Source organism: Aeromonas sp. S15(2024), from assembly GCF_041402265.1.
GTDB classification, from domain to species: Bacteria; Pseudomonadota; Gammaproteobacteria; order Enterobacterales; family Aeromonadaceae; genus Aeromonas; species Aeromonas dhakensis.
The window spans coordinates 675,583-700,577 of the sequence record NZ_JBGLQY010000003.1; the positions used below are offsets into that span (position 1 = coordinate 675,583).

At 60.3% G+C, this 24,995-nt stretch carries 19 protein-coding genes; 11 read left to right on the top strand and 8 right to left on the bottom strand.

Annotation, left to right across the window (positions count from 1 at the left end):
* Window positions 1-37 precede the first annotated feature (37 nt).
* Window positions 38-1,168 (bottom strand): 4-phosphoerythronate dehydrogenase, encoded by a 1,131-nt coding sequence (locus tag ACB033_RS10335; RefSeq protein WP_139724587.1) that lies wholly within the window; start codon window positions 1,166-1,168, stop codon window positions 38-40.
* A gap of 316 nt (window positions 1,169-1,484) precedes the next feature.
* Here ACB033_RS10335 and ACB033_RS10340 point away from each other — a divergent pair, with 316 nt between their 5' ends.
* Entirely contained in the window at window positions 1,485-2,231 is a 747-nt protein-coding gene (locus ACB033_RS10340) for a phosphatase PAP2 family protein (protein ID WP_139724585.1), read from the top strand.
* A 71-nt stretch (window positions 2,232-2,302) separates the two neighbouring features.
* Here ACB033_RS10340 and ACB033_RS10345 read toward each other — a convergent pair whose 3' ends face one another.
* Window positions 2,303-3,133, bottom strand: coding sequence for a MetQ/NlpA family ABC transporter substrate-binding protein (locus tag ACB033_RS10345; protein WP_139724584.1), 831 nt, complete (start codon window positions 3,131-3,133; stop codon window positions 2,303-2,305).
* A 443-nt stretch (window positions 3,134-3,576) separates the two neighbouring features.
* Here ACB033_RS10345 and ACB033_RS10350 point away from each other — a divergent pair, with 443 nt between their 5' ends.
* The 8 genes from ACB033_RS10350 (at window position 3,577) to ACB033_RS10385 (ending at window position 11,561) form a co-directional block, all read left to right on the top strand.
* Complete coding sequence (locus ACB033_RS10350; protein WP_139724582.1) at window positions 3,577-3,939, top strand: VOC family protein; 363 nt, start codon at window positions 3,577-3,579, stop codon at window positions 3,937-3,939.
* Between the two features lie 75 nt (window positions 3,940-4,014).
* Window positions 4,015-4,608 (top strand): HEPN domain-containing protein, encoded by a 594-nt coding sequence (locus tag ACB033_RS10355; RefSeq protein WP_065017950.1) that lies wholly within the window; start codon window positions 4,015-4,017, stop codon window positions 4,606-4,608.
* Between the two features lie 11 nt (window positions 4,609-4,619).
* Window positions 4,620-4,826 (top strand): hypothetical protein, encoded by a 207-nt coding sequence (locus tag ACB033_RS10360; RefSeq protein ID WP_081013134.1) that lies wholly within the window; start codon window positions 4,620-4,622, stop codon window positions 4,824-4,826.
* Window positions 4,827-5,074: 248 nt separating this feature from the next.
* Window positions 5,075-5,449, top strand: coding sequence for a hypothetical protein (locus ACB033_RS10365; protein WP_005302519.1), 375 nt, complete (start codon window positions 5,075-5,077; stop codon window positions 5,447-5,449).
* A gap of 15 nt (window positions 5,450-5,464) precedes the next feature.
* Complete coding sequence (locus ACB033_RS10370) at window positions 5,465-6,004, top strand: isochorismatase family protein (RefSeq protein ID WP_371140504.1); 540 nt, start codon at window positions 5,465-5,467, stop codon at window positions 6,002-6,004.
* A 404-nt stretch (window positions 6,005-6,408) separates the two neighbouring features.
* A complete protein-coding gene (locus ACB033_RS10375) occupies window positions 6,409-8,283 on the top strand; it encodes a S8 family serine peptidase (protein WP_139724578.1) in 1,875 nt (624 codons plus the stop codon).
* A 17-nt stretch (window positions 8,284-8,300) separates the two neighbouring features.
* Window positions 8,301-8,759: a hypothetical protein gene (locus ACB033_RS10380; RefSeq protein WP_139724576.1), complete on the top strand. Its 459-nt coding sequence runs from the start codon at window positions 8,301-8,303 to the stop codon at window positions 8,757-8,759.
* Window positions 8,760-9,179: 420 nt separating this feature from the next.
* Window positions 9,180-11,561 (top strand): glycoside hydrolase family 3 protein, encoded by a 2,382-nt coding sequence (locus ACB033_RS10385; RefSeq protein WP_162519820.1) that lies wholly within the window; start codon window positions 9,180-9,182, stop codon window positions 11,559-11,561.
* Window positions 11,562-11,656: 95 nt separating this feature from the next.
* Here ACB033_RS10385 and ACB033_RS10390 read toward each other — a convergent pair whose 3' ends face one another.
* Both ACB033_RS10390 and ppsA read right to left on the bottom strand, forming a co-directional pair.
* Window positions 11,657-12,634 carry an AraC family transcriptional regulator gene (locus tag ACB033_RS10390; RefSeq protein WP_139724799.1) on the bottom strand — a complete coding sequence of 326 codons (978 nt, stop codon included), beginning with the start codon at window positions 12,632-12,634 and terminating at the stop codon, window positions 11,657-11,659.
* 300 nt (window positions 12,635-12,934) lie between these two features.
* Entirely contained in the window at window positions 12,935-15,313 is a 2,379-nt protein-coding gene (gene ppsA / locus ACB033_RS10395) for a phosphoenolpyruvate synthase (RefSeq protein WP_162519819.1), read from the bottom strand.
* A gap of 308 nt (window positions 15,314-15,621) precedes the next feature.
* On the opposite strand from ppsA, the gene ACB033_RS10400 reads away from it, so the two are divergent.
* Window positions 15,622-16,434: a pyruvate, water dikinase regulatory protein gene (locus ACB033_RS10400; RefSeq protein ID WP_005302533.1), complete on the top strand. Its 813-nt coding sequence runs from the start codon at window positions 15,622-15,624 to the stop codon at window positions 16,432-16,434.
* A gap of 90 nt (window positions 16,435-16,524) precedes the next feature.
* Here ACB033_RS10400 and ACB033_RS10405 read toward each other — a convergent pair whose 3' ends face one another.
* On the bottom strand, window positions 16,525-16,812 hold the full coding sequence (locus ACB033_RS10405) for a hypothetical protein (RefSeq protein WP_054544562.1): 288 nt from the start codon (window positions 16,810-16,812) through the stop codon (window positions 16,525-16,527).
* A gap of 362 nt (window positions 16,813-17,174) precedes the next feature.
* Here ACB033_RS10405 and ACB033_RS10410 point away from each other — a divergent pair, with 362 nt between their 5' ends.
* A complete protein-coding gene (locus ACB033_RS10410; protein ID WP_010633582.1) occupies window positions 17,175-18,551 on the top strand; it encodes an amino acid permease in 1,377 nt (458 codons plus the stop codon).
* Window positions 18,552-18,820: 269 nt separating this feature from the next.
* Here ACB033_RS10410 and ACB033_RS10415 read toward each other — a convergent pair whose 3' ends face one another.
* The 3 genes from ACB033_RS10415 to ACB033_RS10425 all read right to left on the bottom strand — a co-directional run bounded on the left by ACB033_RS10415 (window position 18,821) and on the right by ACB033_RS10425 (window position 24,989).
* A complete protein-coding gene (locus tag ACB033_RS10415; protein ID WP_024943450.1) occupies window positions 18,821-19,525 on the bottom strand; it encodes an SIMPL domain-containing protein in 705 nt (234 codons plus the stop codon).
* A 56-nt stretch (window positions 19,526-19,581) separates the two neighbouring features.
* Window positions 19,582-20,139, bottom strand: a complete 558-nt coding sequence (locus ACB033_RS10420; protein WP_139432383.1) for a hypothetical protein — start codon at window positions 20,137-20,139, stop codon at window positions 19,582-19,584.
* An 86-nt stretch (window positions 20,140-20,225) separates the two neighbouring features.
* Complete coding sequence (locus ACB033_RS10425; protein WP_371140505.1) at window positions 20,226-24,989, bottom strand: DUF5801 repeats-in-toxin domain-containing protein; 4,764 nt, start codon at window positions 24,987-24,989, stop codon at window positions 20,226-20,228.
* Window positions 24,990-24,995 lie beyond the last annotated feature (6 nt).

Consider the following 24,995-nt stretch of genomic DNA (forward strand, 5'->3'; position numbering starts at 1 on the left):
CGGGACAAGGCTCCCCCCCTTCAAGTATGTAGAGCGCTCAGCCGGGCTGGCAGACAAACCCGAGCCGGGCCAGGGCATCGCTGGCAAACGGCCCCTTTAGCTGCAGGGCCGAGAGCTCGCGCCGCTCCGGATAATCTTTGCGCTGCTCATCGAAGCTGCCCGCCACACCGAGCCGGTTGCGAAAACGGGCATCATCGCGGCGCACGTCATAAATAAGGTGGACCAGTTGCTTGATCAATGCCTGATCCGCCGGCTGGCCCGGCGTCACCTCGCGCACCTCGGGGATGGGCAGCAGACTCTGCAGATCCTGGCGCGGCGTGCGCCCCAGCTGGCGGCAGAGCGCCTCATAGAGCATCCAGGTGCCGCGGGCCTTGCCTTCCAGGCTGTAACCTGCAATGTGCGGTGTCGCGAGCTCAGTGTGGGGTACCAGGGCCTGCAGCGGCTCCGGCTCCCCTTCCCACACATCCATCACCAGTCGCAGCGGCGCCTGGCTCTGCTGGCGCGCCAGCAAGGCCTGGTTGTCCCACACCTCGCCGCGGGAGGCGTTGATGAGGATCTGCCCGGCCGGGCGGGCGGCAATCTGCGCCGCATCCAGCAGATGGAAGGTGGCATCCGGCCCCTGACGGGTAATGGGAACGTGGAAGCTGACGATGTCGGCCTCAAGGGCCTGCTGGTAATCGACAAACTGCACCGCCTCGTTGGCTTCGGCGGCACGGGCCCGGGGCGGATCGCAGCGCAACACCCGCATGCCGAGGGCCTCGGCCTTGCCTGCCACGCACTCGCCGGTGTTGCCGGCGCCGATGACCGCGAGGCTCATCTCGCTCAAGTTGAGCTCATGGCGCTCGGCCAGCACCAGCAGGGCGGAGAGCACATAGTCGCCGACCGAATATTTGTTGCAGCCGGGGGCACTGAAGAAGGGAATGCCTCGTTCGGCCAGCAGCGCCTTGTCCACGTGATCGGTGCCGATGGTGGCGGTGCCGACGAAGCTCAGCTGCGGACAGCTGGCCAAGAGGGCGGCGTCCACCCGGGTGACGGAGCGCACCAGCAGCACGTCGGCCTCTTGCAGATCCGCCGCCTGCATCTGCCTGCCGGGCAGCGGGACGACCTCGCCAAACTCGGCAAACAACTCACGGGCGTGGGGCATATTTTCATCAACGACGATCTTCATCGGGCTCTCTCACTTCGCTAGCGGCCACAAGCGCGCCATTCTAGCCCAAACAGACCGAAGTTTCAGATGCTTATTCACCCATACGCGGCCGTCGCCGCGACTTTCTGCCGGGGTGGGTGCGCGATTGCCTCATCTGCGCCCGATGAAGCGCCCTGCCTGGGCAATATCTGCTGACCGCCCCCGTCATCAGCAGGCCTTGGTCAACAATCAAACCATCACCACACTCATTTGTAACCCCGTGTTACAGGGAGCGGGGCACGACTTGACCGACCGGGTTGGGCTGGCACAATGGCGCCTCTTTTTTTGCTGCCCAGGAATGGGCACCTTGCCGAGCCCCGTTATGCCGACTCACGCCTCTTCCCTACCGCGCCGCCAGGTGCTGTGTTTCAGTGCCGCCCTGATCCTGCCGCTGCTCCTGCTGGCCTGCCTGCCCTGGCAACCGTTCATGAGCCAGGCCCTGCACTCGGACTGGCTCTGGTGGCCCTACGCCCTCACCCGCATGGTGGATGTACCCGGCATCGGCGTCAGCATCCTGGCCCTGCTGCTGCTGACCCGACACAAGCTGACGCTGAGCCTGCCGGCGCTGCTGGCCCTCGGCGGCGCCCTGTTTGCCGTACTGGCCGGCGACTGGCTCATCAAGAGCCTGATCAAGCATCTGACAGAGGAGCCCCGCCCCTACCTGCTCTGGCTGGAGAGCCAGCAGCTGATCCCCGCCATCCAGCAGTTCTACGCCGGCAAGGTGGAGGTGCGCAGCGAGCAGGTCCATGCGGCCAGCCAGCTGCTGGCACTGCCCGAGTGGCTCGCCAACCACTGGCAGGCGGAGGTGAACTACGCCTTCCCCTCCGGCCACAGCATCGCCGCCATGAGCCTGGCCCAGTTCTTCGGCCTGATCTGGCTGGCACGCGCCCCTGCCGGCGCCTGGCTGCTGCCGCTGTGGGCCATCGGTGTCGGCCTGTCGCGCATGCTGATCGGCATGCACTGGCCGCTGGATGTGCTGGCGAGCGCCCTGCTCGGCAGCCTCACCTCGCTGTTCGCGGTGCGCTGGTGGCTGCGCCGTTACTAACATCCGCACGATACAAAAAAACGGGCACCCGCGGGTGCCCGTTTTTGTTCTCTGCTCTCTGCCGTGGTGGCTCAGTTGCTGGCGCTCGCGCCCTGCCACCCTTGCGGGTACTTGTAGCCGACGAAGCGCTTGGCGGCATAGGCCTTGAAGGCGGCCGAGTTGTAGGCCTCTGCCACATCTTTGGCGAAGGGCTTGTCCGCATCGGCACTTTTTACCACCACCCAGTTGATGAAGTCGTAGCTGCGCTCAAGGAACAACCCGGAACTGAAGGGAATGCCGCTTGAGGCGGCAAAATTGCCGTTGATGACCGAGAAGTCCACGTCTTCGCGCGAGCGGGGCAGCTGGGCCGCCTCCAGCAGCACCAGCTTGAGGTTGTGCGGGTTTTGCACCACGTCGAACTCGCTCGCCTTGAGCGGGTTGATCCCCTCCTTGAGGGTCAGCCAGCCCAGATCCTGCAACATTAGCAGCGCCCGCGCCTGATTGGTGGGGTCGTTCGGTATGGCCACCGTGCTCCCCTCCTGCACCGCCTTCAGATCTCCCAGCTTGCCGGCATAGAGCCCCATGGGGCCGGTCGGTACCTGGGTAATGGGGGCGAGCGACAGCCCCCGATCCTTGGCAAAGCTCTCCAGATAGGGCTTGTGCTGGAAGCAGTTCACATCGAGCGAGCCGTCGGCCAGCGCGATATTGGGGGTCACGTAGTCGGTGAACTCCACCAGTTTGACCTGATAACCCTTGGCTTCGAGCTGGGGCTTGATGGAGTCGGTCACCATGTCGGCAAAATCCCCTACCGTGGTGCCGATGACGATCGCCTGTTTGGCCGGATCGGCGGCCAGCGCGGCCAATGGCAGAGTACCGGCCAGCAGGGCCAGGGCGGAAAGGGTAAAGAAGAAACGACGCTGCATAAAAACTCCCTGTAAAGATCTCAACGGCTGGCGCGATGGCAGAGTCGTGCTTGAATCACCACAACCATCTAGCCATCCAAACGGCTAATTAAACACACCATAACAGAGCCGTTTCTCTTCGCCAAGCAACAAAACCGGGCAAGGTTTGCCGGATGCTTGCTAACCCCGGCTTTCAACCTTGCTGGGTACCCAAACAAGAAATCTTTGATAAACCACACAGTTATTACTTGACCCCCTCCCCAAGCCGGCCTCAAGTGACTTATTGTGGTCATTCGGTACCATTTTGCGTCAGGGTGCCAGGTTCGCTTTGTCAGGCTCACCCTGTGGAAGAAGGCGCGTGCTGACAGCGTCATTCAGGCACGGTAGCGGCGATGTGAACACCAGACCCTCATGCTCGCAGTTAACAGAGGAGATAGTTTTATTCAGCCAGCCAAGGAGTTGCCGTGATCGATCACGTTGAAATCAAGACAATGCATTTTGACGACTGCAAGCGCTTCTACCAAACCGTGCTCCGCCCACTGCACATGGAACTCAAGTGGGCAGATGACGCCGCTGCCGGTTTTGGTCTGATCGGTCGTGACAAGGTGAGCTTTTTGATCGAGAAATTCGACCGACATACGCCCTGCCATCTTGCCTTCAGCGCCACGACATCAGCACAAGTCGATGCTTTTCACTTGGCAGGTATTCAAGCGGGCTTTCGCTGTAACGGAAAACCGGGACCTCGCGTTCACTATTCCCCTGATTATTACGCTGCATTTTTGCTTGACCCGGATGGGAATAATATAGAGGCGGTGGCACATATTTAATTATCATAAATGTCGATATTGAGCAGACCTAAATAGCTTAACCAGAAGATAAGGTTATAAATAGGGACAAGGAATATGTCAAAAGCGATTCAAGGATTTGAGTATTCAATTAAAGATGCCGAAGAGCTGCTAGCTCATTTCGACGGCATCAATGCCAATCCCCCACCACCCAGCAGTGAAGTGTTAAAACGCGCGGGACTGGTAATGGCGCTTACTGCTTGGGAAACCTATGTGGAAGATCGGTTGATTGAGGAAATGCATAAAAAGCTAGCCATAGTACAGGGCAGTTACTTGGGTGATTTTATCCTGAAGAAACTGCATACAGATTTAAAGTCATTTCATAATCCAACCTCAGATAAAACGAAAAAAATATTTATGGATTATCTTGGGTTTGATGTCACAGAGGGGTGGCGCTGGTCGAACTATGAGCCAGATAAAGCGCGCTCAACACTCAATCAATGGATTAAAAAACGTGGTGAAGCTGCGCATCGTTCAAAGCCTATCAGCACGGGTGTACCGGTTCCCCATCTTATAAAACGGGACGAGCTGGAAAAAGTAATCAGATTTATCAGAGACCTGGTCAAGTCTACCGACTGTTATATAAATGAGAAGATTGATCTGCACCACGCTGCAATTTTGAACGCCAAAACCAGCTTTCAAGCTGATTGAGGAGCCAATAAATGGAGTGGTTAGTTGCATTAATTATTTTTGTCGTGATAGGTGCCATTTTTGGAAAGCCATCATCTTGCAGTATCTGTGGCCAGTCTATAAAAAAGACATATTATAAATGGACCATCAGTGGAAAGAAGCAGACTCTTTGCCCTAAATGCAATTCACAGATGGAAAGAAAAATTAGCAAAGAAGCGTTTAATCGCCGCTTTGGTTAATGAACAACCTCTTGTTAGCGGGCTGATATTGAGTGCTTCAACTGGCGGCCCATCGTTTAACTGTCACAACATTTACAATTTGAATTACTTTATTTTTGACCTGCTCCGGCCCTGCCGGTAGGTTTATGCCTTATCGACACAGTGCCGTGACTCATATTTTATACGTCACCTTGTCAGTCGCGAACGACATGGAGAGTTCGCTAACCCACCAGCAGGGAGCACGACCACACCCTATTCAAGGAGTATTCATGACCCCCAAACAACATCTGCTCGCCAAGGCCATCTTTATCCTTGCCACTCTGTTCTCCCTGGCCATGATCGCCTTCGTTGCCTGGGCCGTCGTCATGGTCAGCCCGCTCCACCCGGCTGACATGGCACCGTCGCAGAGTCTCAGCCTTGGCCTGGCAACCGCCATCGCCCTGTTTGTGCTCGCCTTCAACTATGTGGCTTATCGCGGGCTCACCGAACAGGTGACGGCCTTCAAGGTGGTCTTCTGGTGCTTCGTCGCCCTGCAGTTGTTCGCCTTTCCGATCGGTACCGTCATCGCGCTGACCCTCATCTATCTGTGGAACCAGTCGCGCGCCTCCCTCGCCCGCCCACTCGGCGCCACTGTCTCACTCTGATCCGGGAGAGTATCCATGCTGACCACCACGAACACCGGCCTGCTGGTCGTCGATATTCAGGGCAAACTGGCCCGTCTGGTCGAGGGGAGCGATGCCCTCATCGCCAACACCGCCAGGCTGGTGGCGGGGGCCAGACTGCTGGGCCTGCCGGTTGTCTGGCTGGAGCAGAACTCGGACAAGCTTGGGGCCACAGTGCCCGAGCTGCAGCTGATGCAGGCAGGCGATCTGGTGCTGGCCAAGCACAGCTTCGGCGCGCTGGGGGAGCCGGTACTGGCCGACGCCCTCGCCCGCCAGGGCGTCAGCCACTGGCTGGTGTGCGGCATAGAGGCCCATATCTGCGTCTACCAGACGGTGTTGGGATTGCTGGAGGCGGGCAGCCAGGTGTCGCTGGTGGTGGATACGGTGTCATCGCGCAGCACCGCCAACCGGGAGCTCGCCATCCACAAGCTGGCGGCGCACGGGGCCGAACTCACCTCGGTGGAGATGTGCCTCTACGAGCTGCTGGGCGATTGCCGCCATCCGGCCTTTCGATCCATTCTGGCGTTAATCAAATAGCTCTCCTGCCAGCCATCCGGCGTTTCGTACCATATTGCTGGCGCTGATCAAATAGCCTCCCCTGCTTTCATCGCAGCGGCGCTCCCGCCAGCGCGAAGATTCCCCCCATCCTGCGCAGATCCGCCCCGCCTCTCTCACACCGGTAACGGCCCGTCAGACGTTAACAAATGGTTACTAATTGATTGATATAAAAAGATAAATATCAATAGCGCCAAACTGAGAAAAGTTCTCAATACAGCACAGAAAAGGATTCACAGGAACCCCCACATGGTCTGTCGATTATTTGTTGTGAGATTTCTTTGAGCCTTATCTCAGAATGAAAATGAGTGCTTTTTGACTCTGTTCTTCCCATGTATAGATGCCAGTCGCACCCAGGACGGTGCGATATAAGATGGAGTTTATGAATGAGAAAAACATCGTTAGCGTTGGCAATCTCGGCCCTGCTCTCGGCCCTGCCCATCGCTTCAGTTCAGGCGAGTGAGAGTTGCACCCCATTGACCGGCAAGGAAGCCGGCCTCGATACCGGCCGCAGCAGCGCAGCGCGCTGCCTGCCCGGCATCAACCCGCTGCAGGATCAGCAGTGGCACCTGCTCAACAGCGGCCAGAATGCCTTCAGCCCCCGCGGCGGCGTGGCAGGCAACGACCTCAACCTCTGGTGGGCACACCGTACCGGCGTGCAGGGTCAGGGCATCAACGTGGCCGTGGTGGATGACGGCCTGGCCATCGCCCACCCGGACCTGGCCGACAACGTACGCCCCGGCTCGAAGAACGTGGTGACCGGCAGCAGCGACCCCACCCCGACCGATCCAGACAGTGCCCACGGCACCTCGGTCTCCGGCCTGATCGGGGCGGTCGACAACCGCATTGGCACCCTGGGGGTGGCGCCCCGCGTCCAGCTGCAGGGGTTCAACCTGCTGGACGAGCGCAGCAAGCAGCTGCAGAAAGACTGGCTCTATGCGCTGGGCGGCAGCCCCGCCACCGCCGACAACCGGGTCTTCAACCAGAGCTACGGCATGAGCCTGGTGGATCCGCAAAGCGCCAGCGGGCTGGATCAGGTACAGCTCGATCGCCTGTTCGAGCAGCAGACCCAGCAGGCACAGGGCGCGGCCTACATCAAGGCGGCAGGCAACGGCTTCAACCGCATCGCCGCGGGTGACTACATGTTCAGCCGCACCGGCGTCCTGCCCAAGCTGCCGTTCGAGAACAGCAACATAGACCCCTCCAACAGCAACTTCTGGAACCTGGTGGTGAGCGCCATCAACGCCGATGGAGTACGTTCCTCCTACTCCAGCGTCGGCAGCAACGTCTTCCTGAGTGCCCCCGGCGGGGAGTACGGTACCGATGCGCCGGCCATGGTGACCACGGATCTGCCCGGCTGCGACATGGGCTACAACCGCACCGACGATCCCAGCACCAACCGGCTGCACAACAACCCGCAGCTGGATGCCACCTGTGACTACAACGGCGTGATGAACGGCACCTCGTCGGCCACCCCCAACACCTCGGGCGCCATGGCCCTGCTGATGTCCGCCTACCCGGACCTGTCGGTGCGGGATCTGCGCGATCTGCTGGCCCGCAACGCCACCCGCATCGATGCCGGCCAGCAACCGGTCCGGGTCAGCTATACCGCCGCCAACGGTCAACCCCGCCAGGTCACCGGCCTGGAAGGGTGGGAGCGCAACGCCGCCGGCCTCTGGTACAGCCCCACCTATGGCTTTGGTCTCATCGACGTGAACAAGACCCTGACCGCCGCCGCCAACCACACCCCGCTGCCACCGCTGGTGCAGTTGCCGGCTCAGAAGGTGACTGTGCCGCGCAGTGAAGGGAGCATCGCGGATGTGGGCAGCAGTGCCACCCGCTCCAGCACCCAGGTGGCGCAGGCCTTGACCGTGGAAGCGGTCCAGGTCACGGTGAGCCTGGATCATCAGCGCCTGCCCGACCTGCTGATCGAGCTGGTCTCCCCCTCCGGTACCCGCAGCGTGCTGCTCAACCCCAACAACAGCCTGGTGGGGCAATCCCTCGACCGGCAGCAGCTGGGTTATGTGCGCACCAAGGGGCTGCGCGACATGCGCATGCTCTCCCACAAGTTCTATGGCGAAGCGGCTCAGGGCGAGTGGCGACTGGAGGTGACCGACGTCTCCAACAGCAGCCGCCAGCTGACGCTGGTTGACCTCAACACCAACCGCCGCAGCACCCTGACCGAGCGCAACAACAGCCAGCCGGGTCAACTGCTCAACTGGTCCCTGCGGGTTATCGGCCACGATGCCGCCCGCTCATGATCACAAGGAGTCACAAGATGAAACACAGCTTACTCGGCCTGGCCCTGGCCGGCTTTCTGGCTTCGGCCGGCGTGCACGCCGCCGATGAATCGGTGGTGATCGACGGCAAGCAGTACCGCACCATAGAGGTGAACGGTCAGACCTACCTCACCCCGGACAACGGCAGCAAGCAGCGGGTCGCCCGCAGCGCAGACGGCAAGGCGCCCCGGCAAACCCTGCGCAGCGGCGACGTGCTGCTGCAAGGGGTGGCCAGCCCGGAACTCACCGCCAGCGGCACCCTGCTGGTGGAGGCCGATGACAACCAGGCCAGCGCGCTGGCCAGCCGGCACGGCCTGCGCTTCAAGCAGAGCAGCGGCGGCATCGCCCTGCTGGAGGCCAAGCCGGGCACCGATCTGAACGCCGTCGCCACGGCGCTCAAGCAGGAGGGGGTCAAGGTACAGATTGAACTCGCCGGGGCCCTCAAACGGCCCAAGTAAACCGCTCCGGGCCATTGTCCGGGCATATCAGCTGATCTTCGAGGGGGCCAGTGGCCCCCTCGCGTGTTGCCCGCGGCCAGCGTCATTGGCCATCAGGCCACCCCTTTTTCCCATCTCCCCTGCCCCTTTCCCCTCTTGCCACCTTCCACCCTTGCTTTGGCACCGCCTTTCGATGCGACCTTGCTCACAACTCTGTCCCCTTGCTCCCGCCGGCACATTTCTCGCTCCCCCGGGGCAAGGCGGCCATCGCCCGGCTTGTTAACCTGCCTGCAGCCAAACGCCGGCCCACGGGCCCGTTCGGTCTTCCTTGCGATATCCAATGGCAGCCGCCAGCAGAGCGGCCCAGCCCGGGCGGATGCCTTGCGCCCGGTGTCGATATCTCCTTTTTATTTTTATTCAGACAGTTACGAGGACGTCTTCATGTCTATCACCACAAAATTGAAAGCGGTTTCACTGGGTGTCAGCCTGGCGCTGGCCGGCCTGCTGGTCGGTTGCAACCAGAATGACTCGGATCCCCTGATCAAGGACGATGCCTATTACCGCGGCCAGGCCGAGGCCATGGTGGCCAGGCTGACCCTGAGCGAGAAGCTGGACCTGCTCTCCGGCCCCGGTTACGGCAGTGCCAACGGCGCCATCAACGTCAAACAGGACGTGCCCGGCGTGGCGGGTTACATCAACGGCGTGCTGCGCAGCGCAGACGGCATCGACATTCCGGCCCTTAAACTGGCCGACGGGCCGGCCGGGGTGCGGATCAACGCCAACCGCGACGGTGACAGCGCCAGCTACTACGCCACCGCCTGGCCCATCGGCTCGCTGCTCGCCTCCAGCTGGGACGTCAAGCTGGTCAAGGCCGTCGGCGAAGCCATGGGGGACGAGGTGCGCCAGTACGGGGTCGACATCCTGCTGGCCCCGGGCATGAACATCCAGCGCAACCCGCTCAATGGCCGCAACTTCGAGTACTACTCGGAAGACCCTCTGCTCACCGGCAAAATCGGCGCTGCCATGGTCAACGGGGTGGAGAGCAACGGGGTGGGCACCACCATCAAGCACTACTTCGGCAACAACTCAGAGACCAACCGCAACCAGATCAACGACATCGGCGAACCGAGAACCTTCCGAGAGATCTATCTGCGCGGCTTCCAGATAGCGGTGGACGAGGCCCAGCCCTGGGCGGTGATGACCTCCTACAACAAGGTCAACGGCACCTATGTCAACGAACGCAAGGATGCGGTGACCGACCTGCTGCGCGGCGAATGGAAGTTCGACGGCCTGGTGATGTCCGACTGGTTTGCTGGCGATGTGGCCAACAACGCCTACAAGCAGGTGCTGGCGGGACAGGATTTGATCGAGCCGGGCAACGTCAAGGAGCAGTTGCAGCAATCCATCGAGCACAGCGATCTCGACGAGGCCAAGGTGAACGAGGCAGCCATCCACATCCTGACCCAGGTGATGAAGAGCCCCTCCTACAACCAGCTGGCCATCAGCAACAGCCCGGATCTGACCGCCCACGCCAAACTGGCCCGTCAGGCCGGCGCCGAGAGCATGGTGCTGCTGCGCAACGAGGCCGCGGCCCTGCCGCTGGCGACAAGCAGCACCCTGGCCAGTTTTGGCATCAACCAGATCAACACCTACAAGGGCGGCACCGGCAGCGGGGATGTGAACGCCGCCAGCACCACCACCATCGCGCAGGGACTGGCGGCACGCTTCCCGGTCAACGAGGCGTTGCAGAGTTACTACCGCGATTTTTACGAGAACAACAAGGTCTATCACGAGGGGCAATTTGGCGCCAAGGGCTACTACACCTGCGCCGAGGCGCCGATCAGCGGCGAGCTGGTGGCCCTGATCGCCAATGCGGCCGCCACCCAACAAGCCGCCGTCATCAGCATCGGCCGCCAGGCTGGGGAAGGGGCGGATCGCAGCAGCGGCAAGGGGGACTATCTGCTCGGCGATGACGAACGCGCCCTCATCGACGCGGTGAGCAGCGCCTTCCACGCCCAGGGCAAGAAGGTGGTGGTGGTGCTCAACGTCAACGGCGTCATCGACACCGCCCAGTGGGGCGACAAGGTGGATGGTATCCTGCTGGCCTACATGGCTGGCCAGGAGACCGGCCACGCGGTGGCGGATGTGCTCTCAGGCGCGGTCAACCCGAGCGGCAAGCTGGCCCAGAGCTTCCCGCAAAGTTACGCCAGCGTCCCCTCCGCCGGCACCTTCCCGGGTGAGGACACCGACGGAGATGGCGAACCGGACGATCTCTACTACAACGAGGGGATCTACGTGGGCTATCGCTACTACAACACCTTCGAGCAGGCGGTCTCCTACCCGTTCGGCTTCGGTCTCTCCTACACCAGCTTCAGCTACACCAGCCCCGCCATCGCCAGCAATACCCTGGAGGGTGGCAGCGCCGGCAACCTGGTGCTGACCGCCACCATCACCAACACGGGTGCCGTGGCAGGCAAGGAGGCGGCCCAGGTCTATGTGACCGCCCCCGAGGTCAAGCTGAAGAAACCGCTCATCGAGCTCAAGGCCTTTGCCAAGACGGCGCAACTGGCACCGGGGGCCAGCGAACAGCTGAGCTTCACCATTCCGGCCAGCATCCTCGCCAGCTTCGATGAGGCCAGCAACCAGTGGATCGTGGAGCCGGGTCGCTACAGCGCCTACATCAGCCCCTCGTCGGATGTCTCCAGCAGTACGCCGGTCAGCTTCACGGTGAGCAAGGAGATAGTGGTGAGCAACACCACGCCAGGGGCACTGGCACTGCCGGCCGGAGTGGATCCCGCCAGCGTCACCACAATCACTCGCTAATAGAGGCAGGCACGGCCGGGCTCCCAGCCTGGCCTTGCCTGACAGTTGCTCGACAATGACCCGACCACGGGACCGGCCTTGCGCCGGTCCCGTTCTTATTGGCGGGCGTTGCGATAGGCCAGCGGCGTCATCCGGGTGTTGGCCTTGAAGAAGCGGTTGAAGGCGCTCTGGGACGAGAAGCCGACCCGATCGCTGATGTTCTGCAGCGGCTGATCCCCCTCGCCCAGCAAGCGACAGGCTTCGCTCACCCTCGCCTCCCTCAGCAGGGTCGAGAAGCTGCTCCCCTCCCCCTGCAACTTGCGATTCAAAGTCCAGCGGCTGACATTCATGGCCGCGCACACCTCCTTGAGCAGGCTCTCGTCGCTCTCCAGCTCCCCTTCCCGGATCTTGTGGCGGATCCGCTCCCCCACCAGATAGGCAAAGGGGGCCCGCTCGGCGATGTCGGCGCAGATCTGCGCCAGCTGGGCCAGTTGCAGACGACCCAGCGGTTCGTTGTAGCAGTGGCTGGGGCAGTCGAGCTGGGCGTTGTCGATGGTCAGGGTGTTTTCCCCCTGCTCCCAGCGACAACGGGTTCCAAAGAATTGATCCAGCAGCTGATGGCGCGGTGGCGGTCGCCCCGTGAAGCCCACCGAGACCCGGGGATCCGCCAGATAGACCCGCAAAATCCGGTAGAGCATGATGAAGTTGGGGATGGCCTGGCTCGCCCCCAGGCTGGCAGGCCCCTGATTGACATACAGGTATTGGCTGGCCTGCGCACCCCGCCGCACCCGCAGCTCGTCACAACTGCCGATGATGGGACGATAGGCCAGCAGCACCTCGAGCGCCGCCCGTGGCGAGGGCTGGTTCAGGCACAGGCTGATGAGGGGTGGATAGTGCTGGTAGAGCTGGCCGATGTCGTAGGAGAGGATGGTCTCGTGAAAACTGGCCAGATAGGGCTGCATCAGTTGCAGCATCCGGTAGTGGCTGTGGGCCGGCAGCCGGCCCTGCTCCCGCTCGATGTCGAACGACGTGAGGCCGCCCGCCATCAGAATGGCATCGGGATCGCCCCCCTGCTGCTGGCAGGCGCCCAGCATTCGTCTGATCACCTGGTTTGATACGCTCTGTGACATCTGCCGTCCTGGCCTCCGTGCTGGCAAGAAACTGCTCGTGATCCCCCGGCCCGCCGCTGATAGCGGGTCTGCCACCCCGTGCAGCGGGCTGGTGCGACCATTATGGGGCGGTTGCAAAGCGAGCAGATGTAACGGAGTGTAAAAGCACGCGTCAGCGCGCCATTTTGGGCACATCTGGCCGCCATATCGGACCAGTTGCGTCAGGTTCGGTCATGAAAAATGGCGCCCGTGGGCGCCATTTTGATGGGGGCTGTGCAGCCTGCGTCAGTTCGCCTTGTGCTGCTCGGCCAGATAGAGCCAGGTATCGACCACGGTATCCGGGTTGAGCGACACCGAGTCTATGCCCTGCTCGACCAGCCAGGCGGCGAAGTCCGGGTGATCGGACGGCCCCTGGCCGCAGATCCCCACGTACTTGCCCGCCTTGCGGGCAGCGGCAATGGCCATCGCCAGCAGCGCCTTGACCGCCTCGTTGCGCTCGTCGAACAGGTGGGCGATAAGGCCCGAGTCCCTGTCAAGTCCAAGGGTGAGCTGGGTCATGTCGTTGGAGCCGATGGAGAAGCCGTCCACGTGCTCGAGGAACTTGTCTGCCAGGAGGGCATTGCTCGGGATCTCGCACATCATGATCACCTTGAGCCCCCGCTCGCCACGGCGCAGACCGTTCTCACCGAGGATGTCGATCACCTGCTCCGCCTCGCCCACGGTGCGCACGAAGGGGATCATCACCTCGACGTTGGTCAGCCCCATCACATCGCGCACCCGCTTGATCGCCTCGCATTCGAGGGCAAAACAGGGGCGGAAGCTGTCGGCGATGTAGCGCGACGCACCGCGGAAACCGATCATTGGGTTCTCTTCGTGAGGCTCGTAGTCACGACCGCCCACCAGGTTGGCGTACTCGTTGGACTTGAAGTCCGACATCCGCACGATCACCCGCTCCGGCCAGAAGGCGGCGGCCAGGGTGGCGATGCCTTCGGTCAGCTTGGCGACATAGAACTCGCGCGGGCTCTCGTAGCCGGCGATCATCTTGCCGATGGTGGCCTTGAGCTCGGGGCTCTGCTGGTCGAATTCCAGCAGCGCCTTGGGGTGCACCCCGATCATCCGGTTGATGATGAACTCCAGGCGGGCCAGACCGACACCGGCGTTCGGCAGCTGGGCGAAGTCGAATGCCCTGTCCGGGTTGCCGACGTTCATCATGATCTTGATGGGCAGGCGCGGCATGTTGCCCACCTCGGTCACCGCCACGTCAAAGTCGAGTTCGCCGTCGTAGATGAAACCGGTGTCCCCTTCCGCACAGGAGACGGTAATGAGCTGGCCTGGTTCGATGCGCTTGGTGGCATCACCGCAACCCACCACCGCCGGAATACCCAGTTCGCGGGCAATGATGGCGGCGTGACAGGTACGCCCGCCCCGGTTGGTGACGATGGCTGAGGCCCGCTTCATGATGGGCTCCCAGTCCGGGTCGGTCATGTCGGTGACCAGCACGTCGCCGGGCTGCACTTCGTCCATCTGGCTGATGGAGGAGATGACCCGCGCCGGGCCCGCCCCGATCTTGTGGCCGATGGCGCGCCCCTCGATCAGCACCTTGCCCGCTTGCTTGAGGGCGAAGCGCTCGAGGGTGTTGGCCTCCTGGCGGCTGCGCACGGTTTCCGGGCGAGCCTGCACGATGTAGAGCTTGCCATCCTGCCCGTCCTTGGCCCACTCGATGTCCATCGGGCGGCCGTAGTGCTGCTCGATGATGAGGGCCTGCTTGGCCAGCTCCATCACCTCGGCATCCGTGATGCAGAAGCGGCTGCGCTCGGCCTCATCGGTATCGACGATCTGCACCTGACGGCCGTGGCTGGCATCGCCGGAATAGGTCATCTTGATGAGCTTGGAGCCGAGGGTCTTGCGCACCACCGCCGGGCGTCCTGCCTTGAGGGTCGGTTTGTGCACGTAGAACTCGTCGGGGTTGACCGCCCCCTGCACCACCATCTCGCCAAGGCCCTGGGCGCCGGTGATGAACACCACGTCGTTGAAGCCCGACTCGGTATCCAGGGTGAACATGACGCCGGAGGCGGCGAGATCCGAGCGCACCATGCGCTGGATCCCGGCCGACAGGGCGACACCCTTGTGGTCATAGCCCTGATGCACCCGATAGGAGATGGCGCGATCGTTGAACAGTGAAGCAAACACATGCTTGACGGCGATCATGACGGCGTCGATGCCGCGCACGTTGAGGAAGGTCTCCTGCTGGCCGGCAAAAGAGGCATCCGGCATGTCTTCCGCAGTGGCGGAGGAGCGCACCGCAAAGGAAGCGTCAAGCCCGCCGCTGAGCTTGTCGTAGGCAACCCGGATCGCCTGCTCCAGCTCGCTCTGGAACGGGGCATCGATCACCCAGTCGCGGATCTGCTGGCCGGCCCGGTTGAGGGCGGCGATATCATCCACATCCAGGCTGTCGAGCAGATCGTGGATCTTGCCGTTGAGGCCGCTTGACTCCAGAAACTCGTTAAACGCAAAGGCGGTGGTGGCAAACCCGCCCGGCACGGAAACTCCGGCACCAGAGAGGTTGCTGATCATCTCGCCAAGGGATGCATTTTTGCCGCCAACTCGTTCTACGTCCTGCATTCCGAGTTGCTCGTACCAGAGTACGTACTGTTGCACTTGCATGTCTCCAGGTTGGTGGGCACTGTGCCGCCATGGCACCTTGTGCGCCAGTTTATGTGCGTTATTGTCTGTTTCTACTGTTGCCAACGACCATGAAAACGTTTTCTACTTATTGTCAAAAAAATCCCCGAGCAAGATTTGGGGATGGTCGAATGACACAGACATTCTACAATGCCAACACAAAAAGGTAACGACTCAGGTTTGCAAGCCACTTCACAACTTGGGCACGGCAGACCGGTTGACAAAAACGATATGGTTTCGAGAGATACTTCTTGCCAGCCAGCTCGCCGACCCCCTCACAGGAGCCCCCAGTGCACACCGTATTCTATGTTTCAGACGGCACCGCCATCACAGCCGAAGTGTTCGGCCACGCCGTGTTGAGCCAGTTTCCGCTGGCCTTCGAGCAGATCACCATCCCCTTTGTCGAAACCCTGGAGAAGGCGCGCCAGGTACGGATGCGCATCGACGAGCAGTTTCGCCAGACCGGGGTTCGCCCCATTCTGTTTCACACCATCGTCGATCATCAGGTGCGCGAGGAGGTGCTCAAGGCCCAGGCCAGCAGCCACGACTTTCTCAACACCTTCGTCAGCCCGCTGGAGCACGAGCTCGGGGTGAAGGCCGAGCCCAGGCTGCACCGCACCCACGGCATGGAGAACCGCAAGCTCTATGACGACCGTATCGAGGCGGTCAACTTCGCGCTGGCCAACGACGATGGCATCACCACCAAGGAGTATGAGGAGGCCGACATCATCCTGATCGGGGTCTCCCGCTGCGGCAAGACGCCGACCAGCCTCTATCTGGCGCTGCAGTTCGGCATTCGCGCCGCCAACTACCCCTTCATCGAGCAGGACATGGGGGTTCTGGATCTGCCGGCCGCCCTCAAAGCCAATCGTCACAAGCTGTTCGGCCTCACCATCGCCCCCCAGCGGCTGCACGAGATCCGCAACCAGCGCCGCGCCAACAGCCGCTACTCCTCGCTGGAACAGTGCGAACAGGAGCTGGCCTGCGTCGAGCGGCTGTTTCGCCAGGAGGCGATCCGCTTCCTCGACACCAGCTCCCACTCGGTGGAGGAGATCAGCGCCAAGATCCTCGAGGCCACCGGCCTGCGCCGTCAGCTTTATTGAAGAGAGCCGCGCGCCGGCAAGCTGGTGACACGGCAAACAACCATAAAAAAGCGCCGGATACATCTGTATCCGGCGCTTGTGGACTGAACCTCAACGGGATTGGGAGCCCGGGCGGTTCAGCTCTCTGTTGTTCATCAGCATGGCGTAGAAGTTGAGCACACCGTGACGCCGCCGTACCCGCTCGGTCAGCCAGAGGGCCGGCAGCAGGCCGATGGCACCGGCGATCAACAAGACACTCCGCAAGTGCATCACCAGATAGTCATCACCCTGCACGGCCCACACCAGCAGGCATCCCGCCGCCATGGTCAGCAGCAGGGGCGAAAGCCACACGGTCAGCCACAGCGCGACGGCCAGCAAACTGCCAATAATACGTTGCATGAAGCGCATCCTTGTTGCACAGGAGGCTTCATAAAACAGGAAATACCAGAAGAGTCAACCGAGCAGCATTCGATTGTTCACAATACAGCCAAACACTTCCCTGCCAGCTTCATCGCTCCCTAAAAACCTGCTTTTCGCCGAAAAAACCAGCGAATGATGAGGAAAACAGGTGCATCCGCGATGGATTATCACTATTCTGCTTCCGTTGGTAGTCGCCATAAAAAACAGAAAGCGACCAGCCGTAACGAAATAAATACGGATTTCGTCACGTTTCAGGCACGCTTTGCCGTGCACGGTCACATGGAGTGACCCGACGGACGAGATGACAGACGAATGACTTCAGAAGACGTAAGGAAGGAAGAATGGATCTTCAACAAAACGGCGAGGAGCTGAAGCGCGGTTTGAAAAACCGCCATATCCAGCTCATCGCACTGGGCGGCGCCATCGGCACCGGCCTGTTTCTCGGCATTGCCCAGACCATCAAGATGGCGGGCCCCTCCGTGCTGCTTGGCTATGCCATCGGCGGTTTTATCGCCTTCCTGATCATGCGCCAGCTGGGCGAGATGGTGGTGGAAGAGCCGGTAGCCGGCTCCTTCAGCCACTTCGCCTACAAATACTGGGGTGACTTCGCCGGCTTTGCCTCCGGCTGGAACTACTGGGTGCTCTACGTGCTGGTGAGCATGGCCGAGCTGACTGCGGTGGGCATTTATGTCCAGTACTGGTGGCCCGAGATCCCGACCTGGATGTCGGCAGCCTTCTTCTTCGTGCTGATCAACGCCATCAACCTCTCCAACGTCAAGGCGTTTGGCGAGATGGAGTTCTGGTTCGCCATCATCAAGGTGGTGGCCATCATCGGCATGATTGGCTTTGGCGGCTACCTGCTGGCCAGCGGCAACGGCGGCCCGGACGCCAGCGTCAGCAACCTGTGGGCTCAGGGCGGCTTCTTCCCCAACGGCATCAGCGGTCTGGTGATGGCGATGGCGGTGATCATGTTCTCGTTCGGCGGGCTCGAGCTGGTCGGCATCACGGCCGCCGAGGCCGACAATCCCGAGAAGAGCATCCCCAAGGCCACCAATCAGGTGATCTACCGGATCCTCATCTTCTACATCGGCGCCCTGGCCGTGCTGATGTCCCTCTACCCCTGGGGCAAGGTGGTAGAAGGCGGCAGTCCCTTCGTCATGATCTTCCACGCACTGGACAGCAATCTGGTGGCCACCGTGCTCAACATGGTGGTACTGACCGCAGCCCTGTCGGTTTACAACAGCTGTGTCTACTGCAACAGCCGCATGCTGTTTGGTCTGGCCAAGCAGGGCAACGGCCCGCGCAGCCTGCTCAAGACCAACAAGAGCGGTGTGCCTGTGGTGGCCATCTCCGTCTCCGCGGCGGCAACCCTGCTGTGCGTGCTGATCAACTACCTGATGCCGGGCAAGGCGTTTGAGCTGTTGATGGCGCTGGTGGTCTCCGCCCTGGTCATCAACTGGGCCATGATAAGCCTGGCGCACCTGAAGTTTCGCAAGAGCAAGCAGGCCGAAGGCGTGGTTCCCAAGTTCAAGGCGTTCTGGTATCCGTTCGGCAATTATCTCTGCCTCGCCTTCATGGCCGGCATCCTGGTCATCATGTATCTGACCCCGGGCATCCAGATCTCGGTACTGCTCATCCCGGTCTGGATCATCGTGCTGGCCATCGGCTATCAATTCAAACAAAAGCGCCAGGCTCGCGTCGCGGCCAACCTGGGTTGATGGCATCAACTTCATCGCCCCTCAAAAGCCGGTCACTGACCGGCTTTTTTCTAGCCGGCGCTCCCTCCGCGAACCAACATCCATATCGGCCCCCCCTCTTCACCTATGCAGATGACACCATACGCCGATGGCCCAAGGCCAGGGTCAGCCTCAAGCGCGGGCCGCCACATCCCGACAAAGTCTGTCAGCAAGAAGGCTTCTCCCTGAAAGCAACAAGCCCGAGACACTGGGCTCGGGCTTGGAGACGACAAGGGGCGAAAGCCGCTGGATTATTCCAGCAGGAAGACGGCTTCCACGTTGTCGGTAATGCTGATCTGCTGCTGTTGATAGCTGTTTTCCATCATGTCGGCGGCGGGCGACATGGCGGCAGCCTTGAGGGCCCGGCTGTAGATCGGCATGGGGGTATTGTTGCGATATTCGACGCTGTAAACCTTGCCGAGCTTCATGCCAAATGCCTTGGCCAGCGACTCCGCCTTGCTTCTGGCATCCTCAACCGCACCGAGGCGAGCCTGTTCTTTCATGGCTTGCGGAGCCTTGAGGCCGTATTCAATCTGGGAAACGGACTCCAGCCCGGCCTTGAGCGCGGTGTCCATCAGCTCGCTCAGCTTGTCGAGTTGATAGAGCTTGACCGCCAGCTGGCGCTGAGCACGATAACCCACCAGTTCCGGCTTCTTGTTCTGCGGATACTGATACTCCGGAGAGATCACCAGATTGCCCGCCTCAACGTCAGTGCGCTTGATGCCCAGCCCTTCGAGCTGACCAAAGAAGGCGGCGACCTTGCCATCCACCTGCTGTTTGGCCTTGATGCCCTGCTTCTCCAGCGCTGTCACGGAGACATTCAGGGTCAGCATGTCGGGCTCTGCTTTTTGCTCGGCATAGCCGCTTACCACCAGATGGGGAGCCTGCGGCACTTCGATGGCAAACAGGGGAGCACTGACCACCAGAGCGGACAGGGTAAGAAGGGGACGCCACATAAAAAAAGACCTCAATCTATTGGAGTGAGGTCATTATGCCCGTCGCCGAATGGGATTCATATATCGTGCAACGGCGGGATCTGATCCAGTACCTGATTGGTCATGTCGATATTGATGCTGATCTCACTGCCAACCGGCTCCGGATGGCCAGCCGTTACGGGGGAGGCACTGCGGGAGCTGAGCAGCACATCATCATCAAAATGGAAGGAGTCCCACGACAGAACGTGTCCGGCAAGCGGGGGGACCGGGTCTGCCATGGTATCCACCGTCAGAGGGGCGCAGTCGATGTTGTCGGAATGACCGAGCAGATCCTGCAGGCTGATATCGCTCAGACTTTGCAGCGTATACTCCTGCTCCCCCTGCTCATGGCCAACCAGCACCATCATATGAGGTGGCTGCTCACCCTGGGCCGGCGTGAAGGAAATGGTTGCCGCAGCAAAGTCCACATTCAGTGAACCCGCCACCTCGCCATCATCGCTCTCCAGATCCAGCGCATCAATCCGATCACCCGCCATCGTGGCGTGATAGCCAAACTGGCCGGTACAGGTAATGCTGCCCTGCCCGTCCCAGCTATAGCGAATGCCATCGATATCGATCCAATTAAATGACTGCATGGTGACCCTCTCCTGTACTGCCGCTATCTTAGCCGCCCCCTCAGTCAAAAAACAGGGGCCAGGCATGGCCCGGCCCCGTTCACTGGTTACGGATCAACCTTGAGGTTGCCGTCATCCAGCAGCTGCTTGATGATGTCGTGGTTGGTCGTCAGCCCACCGCTGTGATCCAGATCCAGGCTACCCTGGAACTGAACCGTCAACTGTGAACCACCACTGGTAAGCCCATTTGTATCAATGGTCAGCTTGTTGGCTGTAGTATCAAACTGCAGGTAATTGTCCAGCACTGTGGCCAAATCCTCGTTGCTGCCACCACTGGGAACGCCGACCAGCAGATCCGACAGATCCAGCACGTCGCCACCACTGGCAGGGCTGCCCAGCGTAAAGTCGGTAATGTTGTCGGTACTGCCATCTGCATTACCAGCAATCCACTTGAAGGTATCACTGCCCGCGCCACCGGTCATGGTATCGCTACCCAGACCACCGATCAGAATGTCATCTCCCAGTCCACCTATCAGCGTATCGTCACCGGCCAAACCAGAGAGAGTGTCGTTCCCTTCACCGCCCTGAATCACATCTGCCAACGCCGATCCTATGAAGGTGGTGCCAGCCTCAATGGTCACATGCAGATTGGTGTTGGAAGTGGTGTCGTTATCGGCATCCTTAACCCCGACCTGGAAGTCCAACTCGGCATCCAGTGTGGTATTTTCCGAAGTGATCAGGCCGATGTCGGAGACTTTCACCACGTCGCTGTCGGTCTGGCCAGTGAAGTCCGTAGTCGCATTCGAACCACCTGTATCACCGAAGGCCGCATTGAAGTTCAGCGCTGTGGTGGTGGTAATGCCCTCCACGCTGGTCAGGATCTGCGCGCCGTAGATCTGCCAGTTCTCACCTACACCGTTGTAGTCATTGTGTTCGATGACAATGGCTCCATCGTTGTTATCCAGAGTAATGCCGTAAGCCAACAGCGCGGCCAAAGTTGCAGCACTACTGCTTGATTTAGCGATATCACTGTTGCTGATCACCAGAGCCCGTGTGGTGGTTATGCCACCGGTACCGATCAGTTTCAGCACCACCACCAAGTCTTCACTATTGATACCGTCGAACTTCAGGAAGATACCCTCCGCTCTGCCATCTGGGTTGGCAACGACTGTACCGGTCGGATTGGTAGTGTGGAATGTCAAGTCCAGCACCTCACCCTTACCAATGGTATCGCCGCCCACACCGTTCGCCGAGTTCGAGACGCTGACCCAAGAAGATGCCTGAGTAAACAACTCGCCATTAGCAAATACATTGGTGTTGGCACCACCGGTTTGCAGATTGTTGGCTCCGGTACCCCCACCGGGCTCTGCCGCTCCCCTGAACTGGACATAAAAATCATTGTCCAGCTTGGCCACAGACACATCCGGCTGCGAGTTATCCGGCACACTGCCACCAGATGCGTAGCCCGTGATACTTAACGAGGCACTGGTTTTGAGAACACTGAAGCCCTCGATCGGTTCATCCAGTGATACCGTGTAAGTACCGTTGATCTTGTCGAAGGTCAGGGTACCGGTTGCCTCCTGCGTTATTCCTGGACTGGCCGGATTCGGCGCGTAATTGAACTCAATATCAAAGGTGGCCGTACTAGCGTTCTCCGACACCCAGGTGACCAATTGCGACGTGATGGCCGAGCCACCAACGGTTCCCGTCAGGCCGATGGCATTGAAATCCGAGTCGGATGACGAGAACGGACCTGTGCCGCGACTATCCGCACCAGTGCTGTAATCGAAAACACCTGTGCCACCGCCCGGGTTGCTGCTGTTGGAGTACACCAAGTTGGTGCTGGCTTGGATAGTCGGTACATCATCTTCTACCTGAATTAGCAGATCACCAGCCAGCGGCAGCGGGTTGACCCCATCGGAAGCGCGAATGGCCCCAGTCAGATTCAGCGTCAGAAGCTCGTTGTCATCACCATTAGCATTCGGATGATCTAGCGGCCCAAGCAGGGTAAAGGTGTAAGAGCCATTGCTCTGCACCACCAAGGTGAAGACTGTTGCCGCACCAGCCATCGCTGTCAGGGTATTCCCAGAGAAGCCGTAGGTCACCGTCACTCCGTCCGAGGTCAGGGATGGCATGACATTGGGTGTGGAATCCAGACTGAACAGGCCGCTATTCGTACCAATCAATAGTTCAACCAGGCTTCCTGAGACGGTCGTCGTCTGGGAGTCTCCATCGGTGATGCCGCCAGTCAGCTCGTCCTCGTCCACCTTACCGATCACCGGGGCAGCATCTTCGATGTTGATCGTCAGAGTAGCGCTCGCTTGATCGCCATCCTTGTCAACGATCACATACTCGAAGCTTTCGCTGGTATCCGCGGCAACGCTTTGTGGCGAGGTGTAACCCCAGATGCCCGTGGCGAAATTAAAACTCAGCTTGCCACCCAGTGCCGTCGTAATGTTAGTTAGCTGCTGGTCTCCATCCAAGACTCCATCCCAGAAATAAGTCGTTCCATCGATCTTGATGGACATGATCCGCCCCGGACCATCAGCGCCGTATGAATCATCGTCGCCGCCACCTACTGCGTTGTTGTTACCAAGCAGAACATTGCCGCTGACAAAATTGCCCGAGATCTGACCAAGCAAAGTATTAATCAGGCCACTAAAGTCAGTTACCAGAATCGGGGTGCCACTGCCATCAAGATCGACATCCTGCAAACGGGTGGTGTTAATACCATCCCCCACACCAATAGCTGTAACGTTGATGGCATTACTATCGACAAAGGTGTTCCAAGCCGTTGCCGTCGTGTTGCTCAGCGAGTTGCCGCCTGTACCTGTTTGCTCATTAGGGTTGCCATCACTGATAAAGAAAACCTGGTTGCTCCAACCCTCTATTGGGGTGTAAGACACCATGGTTTGCTGGATAGCATCGGTAAAGTCGGTGTCGCCGTTAAACGGTCTATTGGCGATTATGTCATCAACTAAAGCATTGAACGCAGCAAACGATGTCACCGGAGCATATGCCAGTGAGTCCGAAGAAAACGCCACTATGGTGATTTTCACATCGCCATCGGTACCGTTGAACAATGCCTGCCCCGCCGCCTTCACAGCGTTCATCATGGTAGTGAACTCGCTATTACTGATACTACCGCTGGAATCCAACACAAAGGCAACATTGAAATCCTTACCACTGGACTCAGCAACAATGGCGGTGTCGTTCTCCGCCACCGGCGAATCATCATCGACATTGATAGCCAACGTGCCACTCGCGGTATCGCCATCGCCATCAATCACTTGGTAGTTCAAGGTAAACACCTGGTTGTTCTCCTGCTCAGCGTTTGCATGCTGAATAGGCGCATTCTGCGTCACGCTATACGCCCCGGTAGCCGAGTTCAGGGTTACTGTCAACACTGTGATCACATCCTGTTTGACCAACAGGGCGCCAGTGGGATCAGTTTCATAAGTAAACCCAGCCGGTGCCCCAGTGGTCAGCCATTGCATACTGCCTGCACCATCAGCCCCGAAATGAGCGAGGATACCGTTAGTGTTTACCGCATTGTCATCGTCATTCGGACCATCCGGAATACCGTTGGCTAGGGCGTCGTCATCGAGTTGCACGGTGAGATTATTGATTACACTCGGCACATCGTCCTCAAAGTTGATATTACCGCCAAGGTCCGAACTCACCGTCCCGGTCGCCGTGTCGTTGTCGCCATCCACCACAGTCACGGTCGCACTCAGCAGCACCTTGCCACTGTCCAAGCTGATGAGATTGTTGTCGTTGCTGTTGTCCACGTCCTCCGGCAGATGGTCCAACTCCGCCGACTGCGTCAGCGTCACCGTGCCGTTGCTCGCCACACTGATACGGAACACTTCCCCGTCCGTGGTCGAGCCCACAATGTCGTTACCCACCTTGGTCAGGATGATGGCCAGCCCGTTGCTGGTCAGCCCGCTGTTGCTGTCGGTCACACTCAGGCTGTAGCCACTCACCGTGGTGGTGCCCGGACCGTCCGCCCCATAGTTCGGCACCGCCGCTGCCAGGAACGCCGCCGCAAAGCTGCCGGTCGCCGTGTCACTGGCCGCACCGATGGTCTGCGCATCCTGGGTGGTCAGGGTAATACCACCGTCCGCCACCGCATTGATGGTCACGCTCGGGCCATCATCCTCGAAGCGGAACACGCTGTTAGCGCCCAGATCCACCGCCGCACTGGCACGGTCGCCATCGGCGTCGGTCACGGTCTGCACCAGGGTCAGTACGCCCTGCCCCACGGTCAGCGCCACGCTGTCATCTGCATTGCTGGTGTCGCCATGCCAGACGTTGTCCAGCAGGGCCAGGGTCACTTCCCCGCTGGTCGGGTTGATGGTCAGGGTGAAGTAATCCACCCCGCCCGCGCTGCCGGTGATGACGTTGCCCACCTGATTGAGCAGGATCGCCGCCCCCTGGCCGTTGGCGGCCAGCGGATCCACCGCATAGAGGCCGCTTGCCACGTCGCTGCCGCTCAGCGCCAGGCTGTAGCCGATGCTGCCTGCCCCGTCGGCCCCGAAGGCCGGGTTGAACTGGGCCTGCACGTCGGCCGCACTCAGGCTGGCACTGGCCACCCCGTCGCCGCCCACCCCGCCCAGGCTGACCAGGCTCTCGTCCACGGTCGCCCCCAGGCTCGGCGCGTCTTCTGCGAGGCCAGCCCGCGGGCCATCATCCTCAAAGCGGAACACGCTGTTGGCGCCCAGATCCACCGCCGCACTGGCACGGTCGCCATCGGCGTCGGTCACGGTCTGCACCAGGGTCAGTACGCCCTGCCCCACGGTCAGCGCCACGCTGTCATCTGCATTGCTGGTGTCGCCATGCCAGACGTTGTCCAGCAGGGCCAGGGTCACTTCCCC